The sequence below is a fragment of the uncultured Gordonia sp. genome, assembly GCF_937858515.1.
Classification (GTDB): Bacteria; Actinomycetota; Actinomycetes; order Mycobacteriales; family Mycobacteriaceae; genus Gordonia.
On record NZ_CALLZT010000062.1, the window covers coordinates 1 to 24,772 of the forward strand.

General features: G+C 67.2%; 19 protein-coding genes. 10 read left to right on the forward strand and 9 right to left on the reverse strand.

Annotation, left to right across the window (positions count from 1 at the left end; all coding sequences use genetic code 11):
• Positions 1-71: 71 nt before the first annotated feature.
• Together Q0627_RS05350 and Q0627_RS05355 are read left to right on the forward strand one after the other, a co-directional pair.
• Positions 72-1,415, forward strand: coding sequence for an aldehyde dehydrogenase (locus Q0627_RS05350; protein WP_298808123.1), 1,344 nt, complete (start codon positions 72-74; stop codon positions 1,413-1,415).
• An 85-nt stretch (positions 1,416-1,500) separates the two neighbouring features.
• Positions 1,501-3,915: a CaiB/BaiF CoA-transferase family protein gene (locus Q0627_RS05355; protein WP_298808126.1), complete on the forward strand. Its 2,415-nt coding sequence runs from the start codon at positions 1,501-1,503 to the stop codon at positions 3,913-3,915.
• A gap of 64 nt (positions 3,916-3,979) precedes the next feature.
• On the opposite strand, the gene Q0627_RS05360 is transcribed toward Q0627_RS05355, so the two are convergent.
• The gene (locus Q0627_RS05360) at positions 3,980-5,140 is read right to left on the reverse strand and encodes an acyl-CoA dehydrogenase family protein (protein WP_298808129.1); all 1,161 of its coding nucleotides are present in this window, start codon (positions 5,138-5,140) and stop codon (positions 3,980-3,982) included.
• Positions 5,141-5,261: 121 nt separating this feature from the next.
• Here Q0627_RS05360 and Q0627_RS05365 point away from each other — a divergent pair, with 121 nt between their 5' ends.
• The 4 genes from Q0627_RS05365 to Q0627_RS05380 all read left to right on the forward strand — a co-directional run bounded on the left by Q0627_RS05365 (position 5,262) and on the right by Q0627_RS05380 (position 9,920).
• Positions 5,262-6,320, forward strand: a complete 1,059-nt coding sequence (locus Q0627_RS05365) for a GNAT family N-acetyltransferase (RefSeq protein ID WP_324387782.1) — start codon at positions 5,262-5,264, stop codon at positions 6,318-6,320.
• Positions 6,321-6,371: 51 nt separating this feature from the next.
• Positions 6,372-7,175, forward strand: a complete 804-nt coding sequence (locus Q0627_RS05370; protein WP_291017066.1) for a crotonase/enoyl-CoA hydratase family protein — start codon at positions 6,372-6,374, stop codon at positions 7,173-7,175.
• A gap of 5 nt (positions 7,176-7,180) precedes the next feature.
• The gene (locus tag Q0627_RS05375) at positions 7,181-8,224 is read left to right on the forward strand and encodes an enoyl-CoA hydratase-related protein (protein WP_367180760.1); all 1,044 of its coding nucleotides are present in this window, start codon (positions 7,181-7,183) and stop codon (positions 8,222-8,224) included.
• A gap of 202 nt (positions 8,225-8,426) precedes the next feature.
• Complete coding sequence (locus Q0627_RS05380) at positions 8,427-9,920, forward strand: fatty acid desaturase (protein WP_291017070.1); 1,494 nt, start codon at positions 8,427-8,429, stop codon at positions 9,918-9,920.
• Here the strand turns inward: Q0627_RS05380 and Q0627_RS05385 are convergent.
• On the reverse strand, positions 9,910-11,115 hold the full coding sequence (locus tag Q0627_RS05385) for a CdaR family transcriptional regulator (RefSeq protein WP_291017072.1): 1,206 nt from the start codon (positions 11,113-11,115) through the stop codon (positions 9,910-9,912). The two genes, Q0627_RS05380 and Q0627_RS05385, sit on opposite strands and share 11 nt — an antisense overlap.
• A gap of 24 nt (positions 11,116-11,139) precedes the next feature.
• Positions 11,140-11,760, reverse strand: coding sequence for a DNA-3-methyladenine glycosylase I (locus tag Q0627_RS05390; RefSeq protein ID WP_291017074.1), 621 nt, complete (start codon positions 11,758-11,760; stop codon positions 11,140-11,142).
• A gap of 268 nt (positions 11,761-12,028) precedes the next feature.
• On the opposite strand from Q0627_RS05390, the gene fgd reads away from it, so the two are divergent.
• From fgd to Q0627_RS05405, 3 genes are read left to right on the forward strand one after another with little or no spacing between them, the layout of a single operon-like run.
• A complete protein-coding gene (fgd, locus tag Q0627_RS05395; protein ID WP_298808132.1) occupies positions 12,029-13,045 on the forward strand; it encodes a glucose-6-phosphate dehydrogenase (coenzyme-F420) in 1,017 nt (338 codons plus the stop codon).
• Between the two features lie 52 nt (positions 13,046-13,097).
• Complete coding sequence (gene pta, locus Q0627_RS05400) at positions 13,098-15,215, forward strand: phosphate acetyltransferase (RefSeq protein WP_291017076.1); 2,118 nt, start codon at positions 13,098-13,100, stop codon at positions 15,213-15,215.
• Positions 15,212-16,414 carry an acetate kinase gene (locus tag Q0627_RS05405; RefSeq protein WP_291017078.1) on the forward strand — a complete coding sequence of 401 codons (1,203 nt, stop codon included), beginning with the start codon at positions 15,212-15,214 and terminating at the stop codon, positions 16,412-16,414. The genes pta and Q0627_RS05405 overlap by 4 nt, the downstream gene beginning before the upstream one ends.
• Positions 16,415-16,444: 30 nt before the next feature.
• Here the strand turns inward: Q0627_RS05405 and Q0627_RS05410 are convergent, their stop codons facing one another.
• Genes Q0627_RS05410 through Q0627_RS05420 form a run of 3 tightly spaced genes read right to left on the reverse strand, consistent with a single transcriptional unit; the run spans position 16,445 to position 21,516 of the window.
• Positions 16,445-19,087, reverse strand: coding sequence for a serine/threonine-protein kinase (locus Q0627_RS05410; protein ID WP_291017080.1), 2,643 nt, complete (start codon positions 19,085-19,087; stop codon positions 16,445-16,447).
• A gap of 9 nt (positions 19,088-19,096) precedes the next feature.
• Complete coding sequence (locus Q0627_RS05415) at positions 19,097-20,080, reverse strand: glutamate ABC transporter substrate-binding protein (protein ID WP_298808134.1); 984 nt, start codon at positions 20,078-20,080, stop codon at positions 19,097-19,099.
• Positions 20,077-21,516, reverse strand: coding sequence for a hypothetical protein (locus Q0627_RS05420; protein WP_291017084.1), 1,440 nt, complete (start codon positions 21,514-21,516; stop codon positions 20,077-20,079). The genes Q0627_RS05415 and Q0627_RS05420 overlap by 4 nt, the downstream gene beginning before the upstream one ends.
• Before the next feature lie 179 nt (positions 21,517-21,695).
• Between Q0627_RS05420 and Q0627_RS05425 the strand changes: the two genes are divergently transcribed.
• Complete coding sequence (locus Q0627_RS05425) at positions 21,696-22,181, forward strand: NUDIX hydrolase (RefSeq protein WP_291017086.1); 486 nt, start codon at positions 21,696-21,698, stop codon at positions 22,179-22,181.
• Positions 22,182-22,385: 204 nt separating this feature from the next.
• Here Q0627_RS05425 and Q0627_RS05430 read toward each other — a convergent pair whose 3' ends face one another.
• From Q0627_RS05430 to Q0627_RS05440, 3 genes are all read right to left on the reverse strand, one after another.
• On the reverse strand, positions 22,386-22,751 hold the full coding sequence (locus Q0627_RS05430; RefSeq protein WP_291017142.1) for a hypothetical protein: 366 nt from the start codon (positions 22,749-22,751) through the stop codon (positions 22,386-22,388).
• 274 nt (positions 22,752-23,025) lie between these two features.
• Positions 23,026-23,745 carry a thiamine phosphate synthase gene (gene thiE / locus Q0627_RS05435; protein ID WP_298808252.1) on the reverse strand — a complete coding sequence of 240 codons (720 nt, stop codon included), beginning with the start codon at positions 23,743-23,745 and terminating at the stop codon, positions 23,026-23,028.
• Between the two features lie 8 nt (positions 23,746-23,753).
• On the reverse strand, positions 23,754-24,722 hold the full coding sequence (locus Q0627_RS05440) for an aldo/keto reductase (protein ID WP_291017089.1): 969 nt from the start codon (positions 24,720-24,722) through the stop codon (positions 23,754-23,756).
• Positions 24,723-24,772: the final 50 nt, after the last annotated feature.

Genomic DNA, 24,772 nt, shown 5'->3' on the forward strand with positions numbered 1-24,772 from the left:
GGGGGGTACCCGGCCCCCCCCTTCCCCCCCCCGCTACCCCCGCGGTGTGCGGGGCGCCCACTGAGTTCCCGGTGGCACCCTTGCTACTGGCCTCCCCCGCCGATATCGATGCGGCGGTGCAGTCCGCCCGCACCGCATTCGCCGGCCCGTGGCGCGGACTGACCGCCGACGAGCGTGCCGACGTCCTCGACGCCTTTGCCGCCGCGCTGCGCGCCCGCGCCCGCGACACCGCCATGCTGGTGAGCCGCGAGAACGGAATGCCGATCTCACTGTCCAAGGGCGCCAATGGAATCGCCCCCGCATCGATCATCGCCTACTACGCGGGGCTGATCCGGAAGGGCTCCACACAGGACACCCGCGCCGGTGTGTTCGGCGGCCGGACCGTGGTCCGCCGCGAACCCGTCGGCGTGGTCGCCGCCATCACCCCGTGGAACTACCCGCAGGCGCTCGCGGCGATGAAGATCGGGCCCGCGCTGGCCGCCGGCTGCACGGTGGTCCTCAAACCGGCACCCGAAACAGCCCTGGACGCATACGTGTTCGCCGATGCGGCCGTCGAGGCCGGACTGCCCGCCGGAGTGATCAACGTCGTCCCCGCCGATCGCGACGAAAGTGCTTATCTCGTCGCACATCCCGGCATCGACAAGGTCGCGTTCACCGGATCGACCGGGGCGGGCCGGGCCATCGGTGAGGTGTGCGGGCGGCTGCTGCGGCCGGTGACACTGGAACTCGGCGGCAAGTCGGCGTCGATCGTGCTGCCCGACGCCGACCTGGACGTCTTCGCGCGGGCGCTGCCGGAGGTGTCGCTGGCCAACAACGGCCAGACCTGCCACGCCAGTACCCGGATCCTCGCGCCCTGCACCCGGCTGCGTGAGGTCGTGGCGGCGGTGACCGATACGGTGTCCGCACTCACCATCGGTGACCCGCTCGACAAGGCGACGGCCGTGGGCCCGTTGGTCAGTGCCGCACAGCGGGATCGGGTGCTCGGCTTCATCGAGGCGGGGCGCGCCGACGGATTTGCGATCACCACCGGCGGCGGCGTGCCCGCTTCCCGGGACCAGGGCTGGTTCGTCGAACCCACCGTCTTCACCGACGTCGACAACTCCTCGCGCATCGCGCAGGAGGAGATCTTCGGGCCGGTCCTCACCGTCATCGGCTACGACGACGAGGACGAGGCGGTGCGCATCGCCAACGACTCGCCGTACGGGCTCGGCGGTACCATCTGGACCTCCGACGAGGAGCACGGGCTGGCGCTGGCCGCGCGGATCGAGACCGGCACCATCGGTGTCAACCACTACGCCCTCGACTTCGCCGCACCGTTCGGCGGTGTCAAGGCATCGGGCCTCGGTCGCGAACTGGGACCGGAAGGGCTCGCCCCCTATCTGACGGCCAAGTCGGTGTACTTTGCCACCCGTTGACGGTAGTTCCGGGACTACTAACACCATTGTGGGGGAAACTGATTCGGATTCGGCCGGCGCGGATTCGGCCAGCAAGGAGAATGCTGTGGCGACGCTGCCCCTGTCCGGTGTCCGGGTAATCGACCTGACGGACGGTCTGGCCGAATCCGCCGGGCGATTCCTCGCCGACCTCGGCGCCGACGTCGTCCGCGTCGAGCCGCCGGCCGGCACGCGTTCGCGGGCGACCGGCCCGTTCCACGACGGCATCAGCATCCCGTTCGCGCTGCGCAACGCCAACAAGCGCGGCGTCACCGCCGACCTCGGAACACCCGAGGGCCGAGAGCGATTCGCCGGGCTCGTGCGCAGCGCCGACATCCTGATCGACTCGCCGCGGCCCGGGGGGCCGGCGGACCAAGGCCCGCCGGACCTGCTCGCGATCAATCCGGCGCTGGTGGCCGTGTCGGTGTCCGGCTTCGGTGGGACCGGACCGTACCGTGATTGGGCCGCAACCGAATCGGTGATCTACGCGCTCAGCGGTGTACTGTCCCGCTCGGGTGAACCCGGACGTGAGCCGCTGCTACCGCCGACAGGACTGGTCGAGCACGCGGTAGGGGTGCACGTGGCGTGGTCGGCACTGCTCGCCTACTACCACCGATTACACACGGGCACAGGGCAACTCGTCGAGATATCCGCGCTCGAGGTCATCGTGCACGGCTTCGATCCCGGCTTCGGTGTCCAGGGCTCGGCCGCTGCCGGCCGTAAGGTCGACTACCCGCGTGGGCGCCCGGATGCGGCCGACTTCTATCCCGTATTCGACTGCGCCGACGGCCGGGTCCGCATCTGCCTGCTCGCGAAACGTCAATGGCGGTCGATGTTCTCGTGGCTCGGTGAGCCCGCCGAATTCGCCGATCCCGTATACGACACGATTCCCGGGCGGTTCGCCGCCGCCGGCCGCATCCATCCGCTCATCGCGAAGCTGTTCTCCGCGTACACCCGTGACGAACTCGTCGCCGAAGGTGCGGCGCGGGGGATTCCGATCGGCGGCGTGCTGTCGGTCGGGGAGGTGCTGACCGCCGAACACTACGCGATCTCGGGAGCGTTCGCCGACGACCAGATCGCCGACGGCGTGGCCGCGCGCGTGCCATCGGGATACGCGACGCTCGACGGCCTGCGCGCCGGTTGGCGTCACCGGGCCCCCGGCGTGGGTGAGCACGACGAGCAGATTGCGGTTGCTCCGATTCCGGAATCGATTGTCGCGAAACAACTTGTGACGGCATCTGATACGAGTCCCACGTCGGGTGCTCCCGCGCCGGTCGGGGTGGTGCGCCCGTTCGCCGGCCTGCGGGTCCTCGACCTGGGTGTGATCGTGTTCGGCGCCGAACTCGGCCGCCAGTTCGCCGACAACGGCGCCGATGTCATCAAGGTGGAGAACGCCGCCTTCCCCGACGGCCTGCGCCAGTCCAAACGCGGTGCGGCACTGTCACCCTCGGTGGCCTGGGGACACCGCAACCGCCGGTCGATCGGATTGAACCTGCGCGAACCGGAAGGCAAACAGATCTTCCGCGACCTCGCCGCCTCGGCCGATGTGGTGCTCGCCAATTTCAAGCCGGGCACGCTGACATCGATGGGCATTGCGTACGAGGATCTTTCGGCGATCAATGACAAGATCGTCGTCGCCGAGTCCAGTGCCTTCGGCAGCGTCGGCCCGTGGAGCACGCGCCTGGGCTACGGACCGCTGGTCCGGGCCGCGTGCGGGGTGTCGGATCTGTGGCGCTACGACGCCGACTACCGGGGACTGTGCGACGGGTCCACCGTCTACCCCGACCACATCGCAGCGCAGGTGAGTGCGGCCACCATTCTCGCGGCGCTCATCGCCCGCGAAAAGTACGGTTGCGGTGGACATATCGAGGTGGCGCAGGCCGACACCGCGATCATGCAGCTCGGCGAGCATCTCGTCCGCGAATCCCTGGCACCCGGTTCGGTGGCGGTCACCGGAAACACCGACCCGATCGCTGCTCCGTCGGGCGTCTACGCATGCGCCGGTGACGACGAATGGTGCGTGGTCAGTGTTCGTGACGACGCCGACTGGGAGCGGCTGTGCGCTGTGATCGACTTGGCCGACCCACGATTGGCGACGGCCGCGGCCCGACTGGCCGACCGGGCCGCAGCAGAAGAGCCACTGGCCCAATGGTTGTCAGAGCGCACTCCCATCGAAGCGATGACGGCGTTGCAGGAGGGGGGAGTTCCGGCCGGCGCGATGAACCGCTTGCCCGAACTGCTCGTCGACCCCCACCTGGTGGCGCGCTCGGCCTACACCGACCTCGAACACCCCCTGCTGCCCACGCCACTGCCCACCGCGGTCCGGGTCGCGCACTTCCAGGCCATCCCCGACGCCCCGCTGAATCCGGCCCCACTGCCCGGGGAACAGACTCGCGCCATCGCGCGCGACCTCCTCGGCCTCGACGACACAGAGATCGACCGTCTCGTCGCCGCCGGAATTCTGCAACCCCCACCGGAATAAGCCTTCCCCCAGCCGGTTCCGACCGGAAAGCCGAGCCCCCGCCTCAACCGGCGAAGGGGGCGGTTCAGCGCATCAGGTCGCGGTGGATGATCTCTTTCATGATCTCGTTGGTGCCGCCGTAGATCCGCTGCACGCGGGCGTCGATGAATGCTTTGGCGACGGGGTATTCCATCATGTATCCGTAGCCGCCGTGGAATTGTACACCGGCATCGATCACCTTGTCCTGCAACTCCGTTGCCCAGAGTTTGGCCTTGGCGGCGTCGATCGCGGTGAGTGTTCCGTTGTTGTATTCGCGGACGCAGCGGTCGATGTAGGCGCGGCACACCTCGATGCCGGTGGCCAGTTCGGCGAGGGTGAACCCCAGCCCCTGGAAGCGGCCGATCGGCCCGCCGAACGCCTCACGCTCCTTGACATAGGCCAGGGTCCAGTCGAAGACGGCCTCCGCCGATACCTGTCCGGCGATGGCGATGCCGAGACGCTCCAGCGGCAGGCTCTGCATCAGGTAGCGCAGTCCGCCGCCCACCTCGCCGAGGAGTTGGTTCTCGCCGACCCGGACGTTGTCGAAGAACAGTTCGGCGGTGTCCTGCGCGTGCAGGCCCACCTTGTCGAGTTTGCGGCCGCGGGCGAAACCGGGGGCGCCGTCCTCGACGACGAACAGGCTGAAATCGTTCGAACTGCTCCCGGTCGTGTTCTCGGCCGCCGTCTTGGCGAAGACGATGACCAGGCCGGCGAGGATGCCGCTGGTGATGAAGGTCTTCGAGCCGTTGATCACCCACCCGTCGCCGTCGCGGACGGCGGTGGTGCCGATGCCGCGCAGGTCGCTGCCTGCCCCGGGCTCGCTCATCGCGATGGCGCCGATGGTCTCGCCGGTGACGAAGCCGGGCAGCCAGCGTGCGCGCTGCTCGTCGGTGGCGTGGCGCAGCAGGTAGTTGAGCGCGATGTCGTCGTTGGTGGAGAACCCCGATTGCAGGGCCGACGCTCCGACACGGGCGATCTCCTCCTGGATGACGACGCGGAACCGGTAGTCGGTCTCGCCGGGCCCGCCGTACTCCTCGGGCACAGACAGGCCCAGCAGTCCCTGCGCGCCCGCGGCCCGCCAGGTGTCGCGGTCGATGAGACGGTCGGAGTCCCAGCGTTGCATGTTGGGGACGACGTGTTTGCCGACGAAGCCGCGGACGGAGGCGCGGAACTGTTCGTGGTCGTCGGAAAAGAGATCGGTGCGCATGGTATCTCCTGGTCAGCGTCCGGGGCGCCGGATCTATTTATCTATGTACATTAGATTTATACCATTCGAACGGACGGCTTTCGGCATTGTCAAGCTTATCGAAATACGTTAGATTTACTGGGTGATTGACCAGGCCCAGTCCATCATCTCCTACTCGTGGACCCCGCAACTGGACGGCGACGACCTCGATCAGATCCTCGCGCTCGTGACGGCGGCGTCCGCCTACGACGACGAGGCCGGCTTCGCCCAGATCGACCCGGCCGATGTCACCAGCACCGATGTCACCGGCGACATCCGGGTGCTGCATCTGCCGATCCGGGCGCACCCAGATCTGAACCCCGCCGACCTGAACCCCGCCGACCTGAGCCCTGACGAGTACGCCCCGCCGGTGGTGGTCGCCTATCTCCGCCTGGCGATCGGTGCCGGGGGACTGGCGACCGTCTCCTACGTCGTGCACCCGGACTACCGCTCCCGCGGCCTGACCACCCTTCTCGTCGAACAGCTCGGCCTCGACGCCGCGACCGAAGGCGGCTGGGACGGGACGGGCGCGACGGCGCTGCGGTGCTGGGCGTATTCCACCCATCCGGCCGCCGAACGGCTCACCAGACGTTTCGGCGTCGACGCCGTCGCCGAGCAGTGGGGGCTGGCGCGGCCGCTGACCGGTCCGTTCGCGCTGCCGCTGGATGTGCCCGAAGTGCCCGCGGGTCTGGTCCTGGGTGCCCCACGCGCACTCGGCGCGGACGTCGCCGAGCTGGTCGAGGTGCTCGGCGCCGCGTCGGTGCCGCAGGCGCATCGCGACCGGCTCACCTCGGATCTGAGCCGCGGCACCGGCACCGTCATCGAGGCGCGCGACGCGACCGGCGTCATGCTGGGATTCGTCTGGTACACCACCGCCACGACCATCCACCTCGAACTGCGCGCGGCTCCGGTGTTCGCGCTGATCCTGGCGGCATCGGCGACCGGGCAGGGGCTGGGCAGTGCGCTGCTGGTGGCCGCGATGACCGACCAGCGCGACAAGCCGCCGGCGGGCGAACGCGGTGCGCAGGTGTCGCTGCTGCGGATCAACCCCGACGACCATGCCGCGGTGCGCATGTGCCGATTGCTCGGCTACGAGCAGGAGGATTCGGACACGTGCTACCAGGTGGGCCGGACCGACGAGCCGCCGCCGGTGTTCGGCTGATCTCAACAGCTTTCGGACAAATACAGTCGGATATACCTACAGGAGCAGTTTGTGACTGAACACCAACCCGAAGATTCCGGCGAGGTGCTGTACCGGGTTCGCGACCACGTCGCCGTCATCACCTTCAACAGGCCCGAGGCGATGAACTCGGTCAACTCGGCGTTGTCGGCGGCGGCCGGTGCCGCACTCGAACGTGCCGACGCCGACGAGGACGTGCGGGCGGTGGTACTCACCGGGGCGGGTAAGGCGTTCTGCGCTGGTGCCGACCTGAAGGAACTGGGCGCCGGACGGCGGATCGATGATCCCGAGCACCGCGAGTGGGACTTCGCGGGCATTGTGCGGCACTGGATTTCGACGCCGGTCATCGCGGCGGTGAACGGTTTCGCGCTCGGCGGGGGCACCGAGATCGTGCTCGCCGCCGACCTCGCGGTGATCGATGAGACCGCGTCCATGGGATTGCCGGAGGTACGTCGGGGGATCATCGCCGCCGCCGGCGGGCTGCTGCGGATCCACCGGCAGGTGCCGCAGAAGGTCGCGGCCGAGATCGCCCTGACCGGCGAACCGATCTCCGCTGCAAGGGCTTACGAGCTCGGGCTGGTCAACCGGATCGCCCCGGCGGGAACCGCGCTCGACGTCGCGCTCGAACTGGCGGCGACGATCGCGCGTAACGCTCCGCTCGCCGTCGCCGAGACCAAGCGCGTCATGCACGAGACCGCACTGTCCGAGCGCGGCTGGGACGAGGAGGCGTGGCGGATCAACAGGACCGCGATCCGCACGGTGTTCGCGAGTTCCGATGCCAGGGAAGGGCCGCGGGCGTTCGCCGAGAAGCGCGCGCCGCAGTGGACGGGACGGTAGCCGCGATGGCCGGGGCGCAGGACCGATCTCGCGAATCACGCCCTGCGAAAGCCGAATTCGGCTTTCGTGAATCACGCCCTGCGAAAGCCGAATTCGGCTTTCGTGAATCACGCCCTGCGAAAGCCGAATTCGGCTTTCGTGAATCACGCTCCGCGAAAGCCGAATTCGGCAACACCATCCCCGATACGGCCAGCGATTCGCTGACCCGGGAGAGCGCACCGGTGGTCAGCGTCGAGGCCGACGGCGAGATCGCGATCATCCGGCTCGACAGGCCCGCCAAACTCAACGCGTTCACCCACCAGATGTCCGAGGAGATCATCGCCGCGCTCGACAGAACCGACGCCGACGATGCGGTGCGCGCGGTGGTGCTCACCGGCACCGGCAGGGCATTCTGTGCGGGCGCCGACCTCGCCGCCGGTGGCGACACCTTCGTCACCGAGACCGAGGGGCAGACCCCGCCCGATGTCGGCGGGGTGACCGCGCTGCGCATCTTCCGGTCCGCGAAACCGGTGATCGCCGCCATCAACGGTCCGGCCGCGGGTGTCGGGGTCACCATGACGCTGCCGGCCGACATCCGGATCGCTTCGGACACAGCCAAATTCGGTTTCGTCTTCACCGCGCGCGGACTGGTCCCGGAGGCCTGCTCGAGCTGGTTCCTGCCGCGGCTGGTCGGCATCGGCACCGCCCTGGAGTGGGTGCTGGGCGCGAGGATGGTGCCGGCCGCCGAGGCGCTCGAGCGTGGGCTGGTGCGTGAGGTCGTCGCACCGGAACAGGTTCTGCCCCGGGCGATCGAGGTGGCCCGCGAGCTGGTGGCCGGGACCGCACCGGTGTCGGTGGCGCTGACCCGGGCCATGCTCTGGCGCATGCTGGGTGCGGCCGATCCGATAGACGCGCACCGTGCTGAATCTGTCGGCATCCATGTGCGCGGTCAGGCCGCAGATGTGCGTGAGGGCGTCGACGCCTTCCTCGGCAAACGCTCGCCGGTCTTCCCCGATCACATCTCCGAAGGCCTGCCCGATCTGTTCGGGGACACTGATTCGGCCGGTTGACCCTTTCGGTCGGAAAGCTGACGATCCCGGCATCCCGATCTGTGTGCACGACCATACCTCAGAGTTCGATCACATGAGCGATTACTGTGAAAAAGCACAACAGAGAATCTAATTCTTGTGCGAATTGGCCGATGTTTGTGACTCAGATCCCTGTAACGTTGACAACATCGAACGTTGTCAAGGTTTAAGGGAGTACACAGCCATGAGTCTGGAACCCACTGGTGTCGTCGCAGACGGCACCACCGAGCAGTGGCGTGATCGCAAACGCTACCTCTGGCTGATGGGACTGGTCGTCCCGTCGCTGGCGTTCATAGCACTCGGTATGTACTTGCTGACGGGCTGGGGCGTGTTCATGTGGACCGGACCCATCGTCATCTTCCTGATCGTGCCGCTCGCCGACATCATCATCGGGACCGACTCATCCAACCCGCCGGACGAGATGATCGAGGAACTCGAGAACGACAAGTACTACCGGTACGTCACCTACGCCTTCCTCCCGCTGCAGTACGCCGGCTTCATCGTCGCGATGTACCTGGTCGGCACCACCGACTGGCCCGTCATCGACAAGATCGGCCTGGCCATCTCGATCGGCTGCGTCGGCGGCATCGCCATCAACACCGCCCACGAACTCGGCCACAAGCGGGAGAAGGAAGAGCGCTGGCTCGGCAAGATCGCGCTCGCCCAGAGCGCCTACGGCCACTTCTTCATCGAGCACAACCGCGGCCACCACACCCGCGTCTCCACCCCCGAGGATCCGGCATCGTCGCGCATCGGTGAGAGCTTCTACCGCTTCTGGCCGCGCACCGTCTCCGGATCGCTGCGCAGCGCCTGGAGCAGCGAGAAGAAGCGTTACGAGCGCAAGGAAACCCACCCGTTCCACTGGGGCAACGATGTCCTCAATGCCTGGGCGATGACGGTCGTGCTGTTCGGTGTCATCATCGCGGTGACCGGCGTCGAGGTGATCCCGTACCTGATCCTGCAGGCCATCGTAGGATTCTCGCTGCTCGAAGTGGTCAACTACATGGAGCACTACGGCATGCTGCGGCAGAAGACGCGCACCGGCCGCTACGAGCGGGTGCTGCCCTCGCACTCGTGGAACTCCAACAACATCGGCACCAACATCCTGCTGTACCACTTGCAGCGGCACAGCGACCACCACGCCAACCCCACCCGTCGCTACCAGACGCTGCGCGACTACAAGGAATCGCCCACCCTGCCCACCGGCTACGCGGGCATGATCGTCCTCGCGGTGATCCCGCCGCTGTGGCGCAAGGTGATGGACCCGCGCGTCGTCGCGCACTTCGACGGTGACGTCCGCCTGGCCAACGTGCAGCCCGGCAAGCTCGACAAGCTGATGGCCAAGTTCCCGCCGCCCGGAACCGAACTTGAGACCGAGAAGGAAGACATCACCCGCCAGGTGTACGCCACCGAGGTGCTGGTCGCCCGCTGCCCCGGCTGCGAGTACACCTACGAAGTGGCCTCCGGTGACGAGGCCGAAGGCTTCGCCGCAGGTACAGCCTGGAAGGACATCCCCGACGACTGGTGCTGCCCCGACTGCGGTGTCCGCGAGAAGGTCGACTTCATCCCGGTGCAGACGGCATCCGGCGTGGCGGCCCAGAAGGCATCGACCCAGAAGGCATCGACCCCGAAGACATCGAGCCCGAAGACATCGACACGCGAGGAAGCTAGTCGATAGGGAACGCGTCGAGATAGTCGATAGCAAGTAGCAGATCGCCCGCTCCGGTTTGGAGCGGGCGATCGAGCATTCGCTCGGCCTGCTGAACGCGGTACCTGACGGTGTTCTTGTGCACCCCGAGCCGGGCGGCGACCACATCGGCGGACTCGGGCGACGTGAGCACGATACGAACGGTGTCGCGCAGGTGCCGTTGGTCGGAATCCGCGAGCGGGCCCAAGGTGTCGCGGGCGAAGCGGGCTGCCGACTCGTGGTCGAGCGCCAGCAGTGTCAGCGCCGCGACCTGGGAATATTCCGTGACAGCGACCTCGCGAACCGGCGACAACGCCACCCGCTGCGCCATCAGCGCATCCCGGTGGGCGGCGATGAAACCGGCCAGTCCGGCGGCCGGCCCACCTACGGTCAGCCGGACCTGCGACGCGTCGATGTCGGTTGCCGCGGCGTCGAGATCGGCCACCCCCACCGCGGGTGCCGCGATCCAGCCCCACAGTTCACGCCCGCCGGGCCGCACCACGGTCATCCCAGCACCCCGCAAGGCGGCCGACAACGCGGTGACCGTGGGCTCGAGCTGTTCGATGACATCGGCGGTGAGGGCGTGTGCGATCACCGCGACATGCCGCACTCCGCTCACCCGGTAGCCGCCGAGTTCGGCGGACAGTTCCGCGGCGCTGATCTCATTGCCTGCCAGGACGCCGGCCACCAGTTCGTGTCGCCGGGTGTCGCCGCGTTGCCGGATCCGGTTGAACTCCTCCTGATACACCGCCACCGACAGCTCGATCGACGCGGTGAACCAGCGAGATGCCTTGGTCCAGAACCAGATCAGTAGTCTGGTGCGGTCCAGGTCGGCGGGTGCGCCCTTCACCACGGCCACCGCGAAGTCCCACGACGCGGTCTGCGCCGCCTGATAGATCCTCAGCAGCATCGACAGATCGAGATGGTGAGTGGCCAGCAGCACCGCGAGACGGTGTGCGGCGGGTACCAATTCGGTGACGCCCTGGTCGGTCGTGGTCACTTCGCTCAGGAACGCCCGCCAGTGCTCTTCGATAGCGGGAGCGATCGTCGCCTGCACATCGTCGGGCAACGGCCCGGTGCGCTTCCTGATCCCATCGGCCGTTCGCCGTACGAACGTGGCCACCGTGCCCGGATCAGCTTGTGCGACGGTGAATTCGATGAGCCACTCGGTCGATCGGGAAGTCATGGTGCGCTCAACGGTAACACCGGCTCAGCGCTGTCGCGGCAGCTCCGGACGCGTGAACTGCTCACGGGCGAGAACGACGGGCTCATAGGTGAGGCAACCCGCCGAGTGATCGTTGACCACCCCCATCGACTGCATGAACGCGTACATGGTGGTCGGTCCGACGAACTTCCAGCCACGCTTCTTGAGCGCCTTGGACAATGCCACAGACTCCGGTGAGGTCGAAACAGGTTCTGCCGCAGTCCTGTCGGCGTTCTCCGGTTCGAACTGCCAGACGAAGGTGGCGAGAGATCCGGCCTCGTCGATGAGTTCGAGGGCGCGGGCGGCATTGTTGATGGCGGCGTTGATCTTGCCGCGATGCCGGACGATACCGGCATCGCCGAGCAGCCGCTCGACGTCGCGCTCGCCGAAACCTGCGACGGTCGGGATATCGAATCCGGCGAATGCCGTGCGGAAGTTGTCCCGTTTGAGCAGGATGGTGCGCCAGGACAGGCCGGACTGGAACCCTTCGAGGCAGATCTTCTCGAACAGTCGGGTGTCGTCGGCCACCGGGAACCCCCACTCGGTGTCGTGATAGGCGGTCTCCGGTTCGCGAGCGGCCCACGAGCAGCGCAGGGCTCCATCGTCGGCGAGGGACAGGGCGTTCATGGGGCGACTCCTTCATCTGAACCGGGATACCGCTGAACCGGGGATGCCAGTGGACCCGGGATACCGTCCCGGGTTGTCGAATACCCGTTCGACGGTAGTGGGTTTCGCCCGGAACCCGCAACGGCGTTATCCACAGGCCCGCCGGTGTGATCCGGGTGACAGCCCACGACGATCGCCGGGTACGTTGGTGAGCGAGTGCTCGCTCGGGCGTTTGGCCGGTGTGCGGGCAGACCTGTGCAGCGGCGGGACCGGAGTGAAGGACAAGCAGATGGCGCAACAACTCAAGCTCGGCTTCAAGGCATCGGCCGAACAGTTCGACCCACGTGAACTCGTCGAGATCGCGGTTGCGGCCGAGCAGGCCGGCATGGATTCCGTGGCGGTCAGCGACCACTTCCAGCCGTGGCGGCACAATGGCGGTCACGCCCCGTTCTCCCTGGCCTGGATGGCCGCGGTCGGCGAGCGCACGCAGCGCGTGCAGATCGGCACGTCGGTGATGACCCCTACCTTCCGCTACAACCCGGCTGTCATCGCTCAGGCCTTCGCGACGATGGCCTGCCTGTATCCCGGACGCATCATGCTCGGTGTCGGCACCGGCGAGGCGCTCAACGAGTACGCCACCGGCTTCCAGGGTGAATGGCCCGAGTTCAAGGAGCGTTTCGCCCGGCTGCGCGAGTCCATCGCACTGATGCGTCAGCTGTGGACCGGCGAGGAGGTCAACTTCGACGGCGAGTACTACAAGACGCAGGGCGCCTACATGTACGACATCCCCGAGCAGCTCGTCCCCGTGTACGTGGCCGCGGGCGGGCCGGTCGTCGCGCGCTATGCGGGCCGGGCCGGTGACGGCTTCATCTGCACCTCCGGCAAGGGGGCCGAGCTGTACACCGAGAAGCTCATCCCGGCCGTCAAGGAGGGCGCCGAGAAGGTGGGCCGCAGCTGCGACGACATCGACCGGATGATCGAGATCAAGATCTCCTACGATCCCGATCCGCAACTAGCACTGGAGAATACGCGATTCTGGGCGCCACTCTCGCTCACTCCGGAACAGAAGCACAGCGTCAACAGCTCCACCGAAATGGAACGCCTGGCCGACGAACTGCCCATCGAGCAGGTCGCCAAACGCTGGATCGTCGCCTCCGATCCCGACGAGGCCGTCGAGAAGGTCAAGTTCTACACCGACGCGGGCCTGAACCACCTCGTGTTCCACGCCCCCGGTCACGACCAGCGCCGCTTCCTCGACAACTTCGCCCGCGACCTCGAACCCCGCCTGCGCAACCTCACCGTGTAGCCCCGGGAGACTCGGATCACGCGATGTGGTCCGGAGGGTTAGGGTTTAGCGCATGGGACAGTCGGCGACGCCTGAATCGGCGCCTTCGTGCAGAAACATCTATGTGGCATCGGCCGAAGGCGATACCGGCAAATCGGCGATCGCGCTCGGCCTGCTGGCCCTGCTGATCGCGACCAGCGGCCGGGTCGGAGTGTTCCGGCCCATCTCGCGTGCCGCGGCAAACGGCGAGCGTGACCGCATCCTCGAACTGATGATGGAGCACCTCTCCGCCGACCTCGACTACGACGACTGTCTCGGCGTCACCTACGACGACGTGCACGCCGACCCCGATGCCGCGATCGCCGAGATCGTCGCCCGGTTCCACGCCGTCGAGGAGCGTTGTGACGCCGTGGTTATCGTCGGCTCGGACTACACCGGTATCGGCAATCCGTCGGAGCTGTCGTTCAATGCCCGTGTCGCGGCCAATCTCTCGGCACCGGTGGTCCTGGCACTGCGGGCGGTCGACCAGACTCCGGCCGAACTGCGCGCACACGCCGAAGTGCTCGTCGGCGAGATCGCCGCCGCACACGCCTCCACCGCGGTGCTCATCGCCAACAGGTGCGATCCGGCGCGGTTGAAGGAGATCACCGCCGAGCTGGCCACCACCGGTGTGCAGTCGTGGGCACTGCCCGAGGACCCAATCCTGGTGGCGCCCACCATGGGTGAGCTGCAGGCCGCGCTCGGGGCCGAACTGTACAGCGGCGACCCCGAACTCCTCGACAGGGAGGCGCTACGGGTGATGGTCGGCGGCATGACCGTCGAGCATATTCTCGAACGCATCACCGACTCCACCGTCGTCATCACCCCGGCCGACAGATCCGACGTCCTCCTCGCTCTGGTCAATGCCAATGTGGCGCATGGCTTTCCGAGGCTGACCGGAATCATTCTCAACGGTGGTCTGCGACCGCACCCGATGATCGACAGCCTCGTCAAAGGCATGCGGGCCACACTGCCCATCATCGCGTGTGAGCAGGGCACCTACGAGACCGCCCGCACCTCCGCGCACACCCGCGGCCAGGTGAGCAGGTTCTCGGCCCGCAAGATCGAGGCCGCGATCGCGATGATGGAAAAGCACATCGACGCGGCCGAATTGATGAAACCACTGGACGTGCCGCTCACCGAGGTGGTGACCCCGCAGATGTTCGAGTACGAACTGCTCGCGCGGGCCAGAGCGGACAGGCGCCACATCGTCCTACCCGAGGGCAACGACGACAGGATCCTGCGGGCGGCGGGAATCCTGGTGCGCCGTAACGTTGCCCGATTGACGGTGCTCGGCGACCCGGTGCTGGTGCGGGCCCGCGCCGACGAACTCGGTATCGACTTCGACGGCATCGACATCATCAATCCGCTCGATTCCGAACTGGTCGACGAGTTCGCCGACGCCTATCACCAACTCCGCAAGCACAAGGGCATCGACGAGGAGGCGGCCCGCGACATCGTCCGGGACGTCTCGTATTTCGGCACGATGATGGTGCACCTCGGCAAGGCCGACGGCATGGTGTCGGGGGCCGCGCACACCACGGCGCACACCATCCGGCCGTCGTTCGAGATCATCAAGACCAAACCGGGCGTGTCGACGGTCTCGAGCGTGTTCTTCATGTGCCTGGCCGACCAGGTTCTCGCGTTCGGTGACTGCGCGGTGGTGCCCGATCCCACCGACCGACAACTCGCCGACATCGCCATCTCGTCGTCGGAGACTGCGGCGGCGTTCGGCATCACGCCGCGGGTGGCGATGCTGTCGTATTCGACCGGTCAGTCCGGGTCGGGTGCCGACGTCGACAAAGTGCGGGTGGCCACCGGGCTGGTACGCGAACGACGCCCGGATCTGTTGGTGGAGGGCCCTATTCAGTACGACGCCGCGGTCGAACCGTCTGTGGCGGCCACCAAGATGCCCGACTCGCCGGTTGCCGGGCAGGCGACGGTGCTGATCTTCCCCGACCTCAATACCGGCAACAACACCTACAAGGCGGTGCAGCGCAGCGCCGGCGCGGTGGCGATCGGCCCGGTGTTGCAGGGCCTCAACAAGCCCATCAACGACCTGTCGCGCGGTGCGCTCGTGTCCGACATCGTCAACACCGTCGCGATCACCGCCATCCAGGCCCAGGCGTGCGAAAAAGGTGATGCCACATGAGTATTGCGGGTTCGGTGCTGGTCCTCAACGCGGGCTCGTCGTCGCTGAAGTACCAACTGATACACCCCGACACGGAGGTGGTCAGCGCCGAAGGACTGTGCGAGCGGATCGGTGATCTGGGATCGTCGATCACGCACGAACAGAACGGTGCCGAACTCACCGAAGAGATCGAACTGCCCGACCACAGGACGGCGTTCGAGCGGGTCGCCGAACTGTTCGCCGAGGGCGGGATCGACCTGGACACAGCGGGTTTGCGTGCCGTCGGGCACCGGGTGGTGCACGGCGGGCGTACTTTCTTCCTGCCCACGCTGATCGACGAACACGTGATGAGCGAGATCGAACGTATCGCCGGCCTTGCGCCACTGCATAATCCGGCCAACCTGATCGGTATACGGGCCGCCGGCCAGTTGCTGCCCGATGTCCCGGCGGTCGCCGTGTTCGACACCGCGTTCTTTCACGGCCTGCCCGATGCGGCGGCCACCTATGCCCTCGACCGCGGTGTGGCCAGCCTGCATGCCATCCGCCGCTACGGTTTTCACGGCACCAGTCACGAGTACGTGTCGGGCAAGGCTGCCGAGTTTCTCGGCAAACCCCTTTCCGAGCTCAATCAGATCGTGCTGCACCTGGGTAACGGGGCGTCGGCGTCGGCGATCCGCGGCGGGCAGCCGATCGACACGTCGATGGGGATGACCCCGCTGCAGGGGCTGGTCATGGGAACCCGCAGCGGCGACATCGATCCCGGCGTCGTGATGCACCTGCACAGGGTGGCCAAACTGTCCGCCGATCAGATCGACACCCTGCTCAACAAACAGTCCGGCCTCAAAGGGCTGTGCGGCGAAAGCGATTTCCGATCCGTCACCGCGCTCATCGAGCAGGGTGATCATTCGGCGAAGCTGGCCTACGACGTGTACGTACACCGGTTGCGGCACTACCTCGGTGCCTACCTGCTCGACCTCGGCCGACTCGATGCGATCTGCTTCACCGCCGGTGTCGGCGAGAACGCCGCCGGCCTGCGCGCCGACACCCTCACCGATCTGGAAAACTTCGGCATCATCCTCGATCCGGAGCGAAATTCCGTGCGCTCCAAGGAAACCCGCCGGATCTCCACCGACGGCAGTGCTGTTGACGTGCTGGTGGTCCCCACCAATGAAGAACTCGCCATCGCCCGCCAGGCCGCCCAGGTCGTCGCCGACTCCTGACGTCGTCACACCTCGAAACCGGCGGGGCGATCAGAAGAGAGTGGCCGGGCGCACGTAGTTGGCGAGGTCGACCAGTATGAATCGGTGGTCGCGGTTGGAGCGGGTCTGCCGGGCCAGGGCGCGAAGGGAGCTCTCGGTACCGCGTCGCACACCGAGTTCGGTGAACGGGTAGCCGAGGAACTTCACCTTCGGGTCGGTGGGTGGATCATCCTGTGCCGCAATCCATCCCAGGGCTGTCCCGAGAACGATGAGGGCCAGCCGGGCTTTGCGGGGTTCGGTCTCGGGGATCTGTTCGAGCCGGGCGGCGGCTTCGGTGATCTCCTCGCGGGTGATGTCCTCGGTCTTGCGGCCGTGCACCAGGATCAGTACGGCCGTGGCCCGCGCGGTGTTGTAATGCCTGCTGGTGGAAGGGACTTCGTCGAGAGGTTCGAGAGCCTCGGCGATCCGGCCGGAGGCCGTGTTCAGCCGCGCCAGGCCGAACGCGGCGGTGATGATCGTGTGGTTGGTCCACCACAGGTCGTGATAATGGTGGGCGGCGATCGTGGTCCACTCGGTGATGCGTCGTTGGCTCGCCAGGCGTTCGTCCGCGAGCCACCGGCCGATCAACTCCGCTGTGCCCGCGACGGCGATCTTCGGTGCGATCTCACCCGGCATCGCTTGCAGCACATCATCGAAACGCTCATAGGCGATCTCCGGTTCGCCATTGCGCAACGCGCACAGACCCATGTACCAGCGCACCCGCCACGAGTCGCCGTGGTGAACGGTGATGTTGCGCAGCAACTCCATGGCGGTGTCGACGTTGTCGAGTTCGAGATGGGCGCGCGCCTCCACCAGATCGATCTCCAGCGACGGGTGCGGATCGGCCGAAGGGGTTCCGAAGACCGCTGAAAATCCGTCGGCACGAGCCACTTTGATCGAATCGAGGGTTTGCCGTGGCGAGGACAGGGCCGCGGAGGTGAGCATGCCGGCGGCCGGATCGGCGGGGCTGACCAGTGGGACCGGGAGCGCGTGCGCGATGTCGAGCGGATCGTAGAACGCCGCCTTGTCGGGGTCGAAGAATCCGTCGACCGGACCGAGCAGCAGTTCGGTGCCGAAAGTGGTGCGCGGCGGGCTGAACACCGTCGACAACGACGGCCGCGGCACCCCCGTGTGCACGGCCACCACCTCGCGCAGCACGTTGAGCACCTGTGTGCTCATCTCCTCCGCGGAGACGAACCTCTCGTCGGGGTCGGATGACGTAGCACGTTGCAGCAGAAGCTGATACGACGGATTGTCGGCCAGGACCGGGGCGTCCTCGGGGCTCGGCAGGCCGTCGAGGTATCGGCCGTTCTTGCGGCGCATCGGCAATGTGAGTGCGGCGAGGGTGCGGCCGATGCTGTAGATGTCGGTGGCCACCTGCGGACCGGTCCGCACGATCTCCGGCGCCTGGAATCCCGGTGTGCCGTACAGATGTCCGTAGCCGTTGATCGCCGATACCGCACCGAGGTCGATCAGCTTGACGTCGTCGCTGGTGACCATGATGTTCTCGGGTTTGACGTCGTTGTACACCAGGCCCACCGAGTGCAGATAGCCCACGGCCGGCAGCACTTCGAGCATGTACGCCATCGCCTGCTCGATGGTCAGTAGGCGATTGTCGCTGTCGAGGTCCGACTTCTGCGCCGCCATAAGCTGTTTGAGCGTCTGGCCACCGACGTACTCCATGACGATGTAGCCGATGTGCTGGCCGAACTGGTCGGGATGCTCGACGAAGTTGTAGATCTTGACGATGCCCGGATGATTCACCGAAGCCAGGAACTGCCGTTCGGCGAGCGCCACCTGCTGCGCCTCCGAATCGGAGGAATTGAGCAGTCCTTTGAGGACAACGGGCCGGTCGGACACATTGTGGTCGGTGGCCAGATACAGCCAGCCCATGCCGCCGTGAGCGATCGCGCCCGCGATCTCGTACTGGTCGGCGACCAGTGTGCCGGGGTCAAGGCCCGGAACGAACGAATAGTGCGCACCGCACTTCGGGCAGTCACCGGTCATCGGGCCGGAATGTTCGCCGTCGTTGCGGCCGACGGGCCTGCCGCAACGCCAGCACCGGCGTTTGCCCTCCGGGATGACGGCCCCGGTGAGGACTGCGTCGGCGGGGTCGATGTCGTGGATCGTGGGCAGGTCCACCAGTCCGCTACCCAGGCGCCGGTCGTGCACTCCCAGATGATTCTGCGGGATCAGGCGCAGTTTCGAGCCGGTGCCGATGGGTTCGGTCGACACGGGCCCGGTGCTGCCGGTGGTGTAGTCGGTGACCGGTCCGGGCCCGGGCGGTGGTCTGCGGGGAACCTCGTCGGTGTCGTCGGCGAACGGGTCGAACGCGGCTGCCTGGGTGCCGTTCGTCTCGTCCGCCTCGTCGGCGAACGGGTCGAATGCGGTGGCCTGGGTGCCGTCGGTCTGGTCGGCCTCGTCGTCGGCGAACGGGTTGAATGTCACGGCCTGGGTGCCGTCGGTTTCGTCCGCCTCGTCGTCGGCGAACGGGTCGAACGCGACGGCCTCGGTGTGGTCGCTCTCGTCGAAATCCGTCTCGTCGAGATCACCGGAATGCACCTGGTCGGCGGTCATGTGGCCGGGTTCGGTGGTGCGGTCCCCGTCGAGTGGGGAATCGCCTGTGGAGTGCGCCGGTGTGGGTGAGCCGGTCATTGTTCGCGCTCAGTCCTGGTATCGGGGTATGGGTGGAGAGCCGGGGCCCAGGATCGACAACCAGCGGTTGTACATCTGCTGCCATTGTCCTGAGGTGCGCACGTCGTCGAGGACGCCGTTGACGAACCGGACCAGGTCATCGTGACCTTTCGCGATACCCACCGCATAGTTCTCCTCGCCGAGACTCGGCCCGATGACCCGGACCCACGGATCCTGTTCGGCCAGCCCGGCGAGGATCGCGTCGTCGGTGCTCACCGCGTCGACCTGTCCCTGCTGGAGCATCACCAGGCAGTCGGCCCAGGTACTGGTGGTGGTGATGTGGGCGGTGGGCACGATCGACTGGAGCCTGCCGATGGACGTCACTCCGCGTGCCGCGCACACCCGTTTGCCGGCCAGGTCGCCGGCGTCGGCGATCCCGCTATTGCGTTGGGCCAAAATACGTTGGGCGGCAACGTAATAGGGCGCAGAGAACGACACCGCCTGGCGGCGGTCGCAAGTGATCGACATGGTCTTGACCACCACGTCCACGTCGCCCTTCTGGAGGTACTTTATCCGGTCGCCGGAGGTGAGTACCCGGAACTCGATCTGGTTGGGATCGCCGAAGACGGCGCGGGCGATCGCCCGGGCGATGTCGACGTCGAATCCTTTGATGTCGCCGGTGATGGTGTCGCGGAAACTGAACAGATTGCTGCCGATGTCGAGGCCGACGATGAGCCGGCCGCGCGAGAAGATGGCGGCCATCGTGCTGCGGGCGGGCATGTGCCGGGGCGTGGGCAACTGGCCGGGCCGCAGACTCGTCAGGGCGTCGCAGTCACCGGCGTCGGGGACGGGCTCGACCGTGGTCTGCGGCATGGCACCGGGAGGAGCGGGTATGTCGGCGGTGGCACTCGGCGGCGGCGAGTCGGGGGCGGGGAACTCGGTGCACCCGGTCATGGTGAGAGCGGCCAGCACCATTGCCGCCAGAATCGTCGCGGCCGGCCTGCGCGCCGTCATCGGTACTCCCGGATCCGGGGAACCAACCCGCCGATGACGGCCAGTGTGGCGAAGCAGGCGATGACGAGCATTCCCGTTCCCGTGTAACCGATGACGCGCTGCGCGGTGTTGATGTCGGTGCGGAACGATTCGCGGGTGGCGGTGATGCCTTTGACGAGGTCGGCGTCGAGTGCTGCGTACCGCTTGGCCGACGTGCCGGTGCCGATGATCTTCTGCGCTTTCGAGAAGTCGCCGCTTTCGATCGCCGTGCGTGCGTCGTTGTCGGCGGCGATCCACTGGGCCAGCAGGTCGAGGGTGGCACCGAGTTGACTGGGTGTGACCGCGGCGACGTCGTGGTGGTCGTTTTGCAGCGTGGTGAGGGTGTGTCGGATCTGCAGCGTGGCCAGATTGAACGTCTCTCTGAGACCTTCCGTGTCGCCGCGCTGTACGAATGACAGCGTCTCGGCCGACCGGGCCTGCTGGGTCGCGATGCGTGCCGACGTCAGATCGCGTAGCGGGTCGGCGCCGTTCTCGCGGGCGCTGTGGGTGATGGCCACCGATGTCAGCCCCGAGGCGAGCAACCACATCGACCCGACGACGATGGCCGTCAGTGCGGCGAGGATGCCCACATTGAATCGGCGACGGGTCCGCCGGGCCAGATACCGGGAGGTGGCCACCAGAGCCACGATGGTCACGGCGAGCGCCGCGTACACCCCCCACGGCGGTGTCGACAGGGTCTGCTGCGGGTCGGAGATGGCGGCGGATCGGCGGTCGTAGACGCGCTGGGCGGCCGGGAGGATCGTCTTCTGCATGAGAGTCGACGCCACACCCAGGTACGCGGACCCGACAGGATTGCCGAGCCGGTTGTTGGTGCGCGCAGTCTCCACCAGCCCGGTGTAGACGGGGATGTTCTTGGCCAGGGACTCCACGTCCTGGCGGGTTTCGGTGAACTCCTTGGCCGAGTCCGCCTCGGCCTCGTCCATCAGGCTGCCCGCCGCGGTGATCAGCGAGGTCGTGGCCGTGGCGATGGCGTCGGCGTAGCGGGTGCGCAGCGTGGGCGACTCCAGGCCGCCGGACAGGAACGCCCCGTTGGCCGACGCGTCGGCGATCGACAGGGAGCTGTAGAGCACCTGGGCGGATTCGGCGAGCGGTTCGGTGCGGTCGACCATCGCCCGTAAGGTGCTGGTGCGGTCGTCGAGCACGCTCGCCGAATACCAGCCGGTGAGCAGCAGCGCCAGCGACAGCACGATCATAATCGCGACCAGTCTGCCCGGCGAGGTGCGCGCGTAGTGACGCAAAGCGGCGATCGGCGGCTGGGTGCGGGGGCGGGTTTCGGACAGCTCGCGGCGGTCGGCGAGGGCTTGCCGCAGCGGGGGCAACGCGAGCCCGCTCGCCGAGCGCCCGGCCCGACCTGCGCGGGTGACGGCGCTGCGCACGGGAGATGCGTGGCCGGTCACCGTAGGCCTCCTACCCGAGCGTGGGACTCTGCATTCTCCACCCTAGTCGCGCTCAACCCGGTTTGGAGGCTGGCTCACCAGACCTATCTCACATACGGTTGAAAAGACGACAGCCCGGAAGGTGAGTCGGTGGGGACAGGTTGGCGGGGGACGGTCAGCGGGGACGATTAGGAGGCGATGTGCGCGGCGACGGTGACGGATGGGTTCTCGATCCCGACGGCTCACGGTACTGGGGTGTGCACGGCGCGGCCGGGTTGCTGCTGCTGGCACCGCTACCGGACGGCGTGACCGGCGTACTGTTGCAGCACCGGGCCGCATGGTCGCATCAGGGCGGCACGTGGGCGCTGCCGGGCGGGGCCCGTGACTCGCACGAGAGCGCCATCGACACCGCGATCCGCGAGGCCGACGAGGAGGCCGGGATCGGCGGCCACGAACTGCGGGTGCTGTCGGCGTTCGTCACTCACAACGCCCCCAGCGGCTGGACCTACACGACGGTGATCGCGGAGGTCGATGAGCCGGTCCGGACCGTCGCCAACGGTGAGTCCACCGAACTGCGGTGGGTCGATATCACCGATGTCGAGCACATGCCCCTGCACCCCGCCTTCGGACGCAGCTGGCCCCGGCTGAAAGACCACCTGACGACGGCCGCCCGGCAACAGTCGTGACTGCCGCTCGGAGGTGGTGACGTCAGGCGTCGATTCTCACCGGACCCTTCGCGACCCTCGCTCCTTCGTCGCAACGGCCTCAGGGATCAAGACGTGTCCCCGACACACCTTCGACACAAGCACCTTCTTGATCCCTGAGGCCAAAGCGACGAAGGAGGGAGGGACGCGTTGGGTCCGGTGAGAATCGGCTCTCAATTGACGACATCAACCATGCAATCGGTTGGCGCCTGCGACCAGGGCGTTGACGTTGGCGTCGTCGCCGGTGGTGCCGGTGCCGTACGCCCAGCGCTGGGTGCCGTTGTGTTCACACAGCAGGTAGGTGGCGAACGCGTTGTCGGTGCGGCGCTGGCGTAGCGCGACGATGGCGACGGGGGCGCCGATGTCGTGCAGGATCGACGTCATCGCGCCGACGGGGCCGGTGGCGGTGGCGTGCAGTGACAGCAGGTCGTCGGCGACCGCGAGGGTGGCCTGGCAGTCGATCATGTCGTGGCCGGCGGGCTTGGTGTGAAACGCGGCCAGCCGGATGCGGCCGTCGCCGGAGTACCTGTCGGTGAAGTCTTCCCAGGTCATGGTGGATGCCTCCTCACGGATCCCGGAGGGCAGGGTGTGCCGACCGGGGTTACGTGCCGAGCATGTCTGGGCGGGATGAACGGTAAACATCGAATCTGCTCATTTCGGTCGAACTGAAGTTGACCGACTAAGGCACGCAAGCCGACCCGCAGCGGGGGGTCGGTCGAGATCAGACCCCGCTGCGGCGGGCTACGAGAAGAAGCGGACCTGCTTTGAGCACGGGGTCGAGGGTACACCCTCACGCCGCGAAAGTGTGAACCGTTTCACACTCAGGTCAGTGACCTGGGGTGATGTCGGTTCCGGTGATGCCCACTGCGGTGATGCCTACGGTGAGGGCACGGGCGGCGGCCTCGGGATCGTCGGCCGCGGTGATGGCGCGCACGACGACGATGCGCCCGGCCCCGGCCGCGGCCACCTCGGGCAGCCGCCGGGCGTCGATACCGCCGATCGCGAACCACGGCTTGCCGGGCACACTGGCGGCGACCTCGCGAACGAGGCCCAGGCCGGGCGCGGTACGGCCGGGTTTGGTGGGTGTGGGCCAGCACGGTCCGACGCAGAAGTAGTCGACGTCCCGGTCGGCTGCCGCGGCGGCCGCCTGGGTGGCGTCGTGGGTGGACTGCCCGATGATCATCTCCTCGCCGACGATCTCGCGGGCCTGCGCCGGGGTCAGATCGCCCTGCCCGACGTGCAGGACGTCGGCACCCGACAATCGGGCGAGGTCGGCACGGTCGTTGACCGACAGCAACGCCCCGCCGGCGTGGGTGATCTCGCGTAGCCGGGCGAGGATCGCGAGTTCCTCGGCCGCTTCGAGGGCACCGAATTGTTTCTCACCGGCCGAACCCTTGTCCCGCAGCTGCACGATGTCGACACCGCCGGCGACTGCTTTGGCGACGAACTCGTCGAGGTCGCCGAGTTCGCGGCGGGCGTCGGTACACAGGTACAGGCGGGCGCAGGCGAGCCGGTCATGGATGTGACGGGCCGGCCTGTTGTGCATATGGGTGGTCACGAGGCGTAGGTGGTGTAGCCCTTGCCCGTTCCGGGCGTGACGATGTCGTCGAGTTCGGCCAGTTCTTCGGCGCTCGGATCCCACTGTGCCGCATGCACATTGGCGTTGATCTGCTCGGGGCGGGTGGCCCCGGAGATCACCGATCCGACGGCAGGCTGGGCCAGTAGGCCGCCGATCGCGACGTCGAGCAGGGGGATGCCGCGGTCGTCGGCGAACTTCTGCAGACCGTCGACGATGTCGAAGTCGGCGCCGTCGTAGCGGAAGGTCTCGGTGGCCAGCCGGGTACCCTCGGCCGGTGCCTGATCGCGCTTGTACTTGCCGGTGAGCAGGCCGTAGGCGAGCGGGAAGTACGGCAGCAGGCTGATGCCGAACGTTTCGAGAGCGGGCACGAGTTCGGCCTCGGCACTGCGGTTGTACAGCGAGTATTCGTTCTGCGCGGTGATGAAGTGCGGTGCGCCGAGCGATTCGGCGAGCCAGTCGGCGTTCACCACCTCCCACGCGGTCATGTTCGACGACCCGATGTACCGGACCTTGCCGGCGGTGACCAGATCGGCGAGTGCGTCGAGGGTTTCTTCCAGCGGCGTCACCCGGTCGGGGGTGTGCAGCTGATAGAGGTCGATGTAGTCGGTGCCGAGCCTGCGCAGGCTGCCCTCGACGGCCTTGGCGATGTAGCCGCGGCTGCCGCGCACCCCGAAGTCCTCCCCGTACAGGCCGCCGGTGTCCATCCCGAACTTGGTGGCGATCACGACCTGATCGCGCCGGGTGCCGAGCGCCTTGCCGAGCATCTGTTCGCTGACGCCGGAGCCGTAGCTGTCGGCTGTGTCGAAGAAGTTGATCCCGGCGTCGACGGCGGCGTCGATGACCGCTGTGGTGGCCGTCTGGTCGATGCGTTTGCCGAAGGCGTTGCAGCCCACGCCGACCGATGACACGACCAGGCCGCTGGTACCGAGAGGTTGGTAGCGCATGGCCCCGACGGTACTCCCGCGCCCGGTGCTCCCGAACCTGGTACTCCCGA

Excerpts from the sequence above, each read along its gene's own strand:
- Q0627_RS05405 (WP_291017078.1), top strand. The coding sequence starts at position 15,212 with ATGAGTATTGCGGGTTCGGTGCTGGTCCTCAACGCGGGCTCGTCGTCG.
- thiE (WP_298808252.1), bottom strand. The coding sequence starts at position 23,745 with ATGCACAACAGGCCGGCCCGTCACATCCATGACCGGCTCGCCTGCGCC.
- pta (WP_291017076.1), top strand. The coding sequence starts at position 13,098 with ATGGGACAGTCGGCGACGCCTGAATCGGCGCCTTCGTGCAGAAACATC.
- fgd (WP_298808132.1), top strand. The coding sequence starts at position 12,029 with ATGGCGCAACAACTCAAGCTCGGCTTCAAGGCATCGGCCGAACAGTTC.
- Q0627_RS05390 (WP_291017074.1), bottom strand. The coding sequence starts at position 11,760 with ATGAACGCCCTGTCCCTCGCCGACGATGGAGCCCTGCGCTGCTCGTGG.
- Q0627_RS05385 (WP_291017072.1), bottom strand. The coding sequence starts at position 11,115 with ATGACTTCCCGATCGACCGAGTGGCTCATCGAATTCACCGTCGCACAA.
- Q0627_RS05380 (WP_291017070.1), top strand. The coding sequence starts at position 8,427 with ATGAGTCTGGAACCCACTGGTGTCGTCGCAGACGGCACCACCGAGCAG.
- Q0627_RS05430 (WP_291017142.1), bottom strand. The coding sequence starts at position 22,751 with ATGACCTGGGAAGACTTCACCGACAGGTACTCCGGCGACGGCCGCATC.
- Q0627_RS05415 (WP_298808134.1), bottom strand. The coding sequence starts at position 20,080 with ATGACGGCGCGCAGGCCGGCCGCGACGATTCTGGCGGCAATGGTGCTG.
- Q0627_RS05410 (WP_291017080.1), bottom strand. The coding sequence starts at position 19,087 with ATGACCGGCTCACCCACACCGGCGCACTCCACAGGCGATTCCCCACTC.
- Q0627_RS05375 (WP_367180760.1), top strand. The coding sequence starts at position 7,181 with ATGGCCGGGGCGCAGGACCGATCTCGCGAATCACGCCCTGCGAAAGCC.
- Q0627_RS05360 (WP_298808129.1), bottom strand. The coding sequence starts at position 5,140 with ATGCGCACCGATCTCTTTTCCGACGACCACGAACAGTTCCGCGCCTCC.
- Q0627_RS05440 (WP_291017089.1), bottom strand. The coding sequence starts at position 24,722 with ATGCGCTACCAACCTCTCGGTACCAGCGGCCTGGTCGTGTCATCGGTC.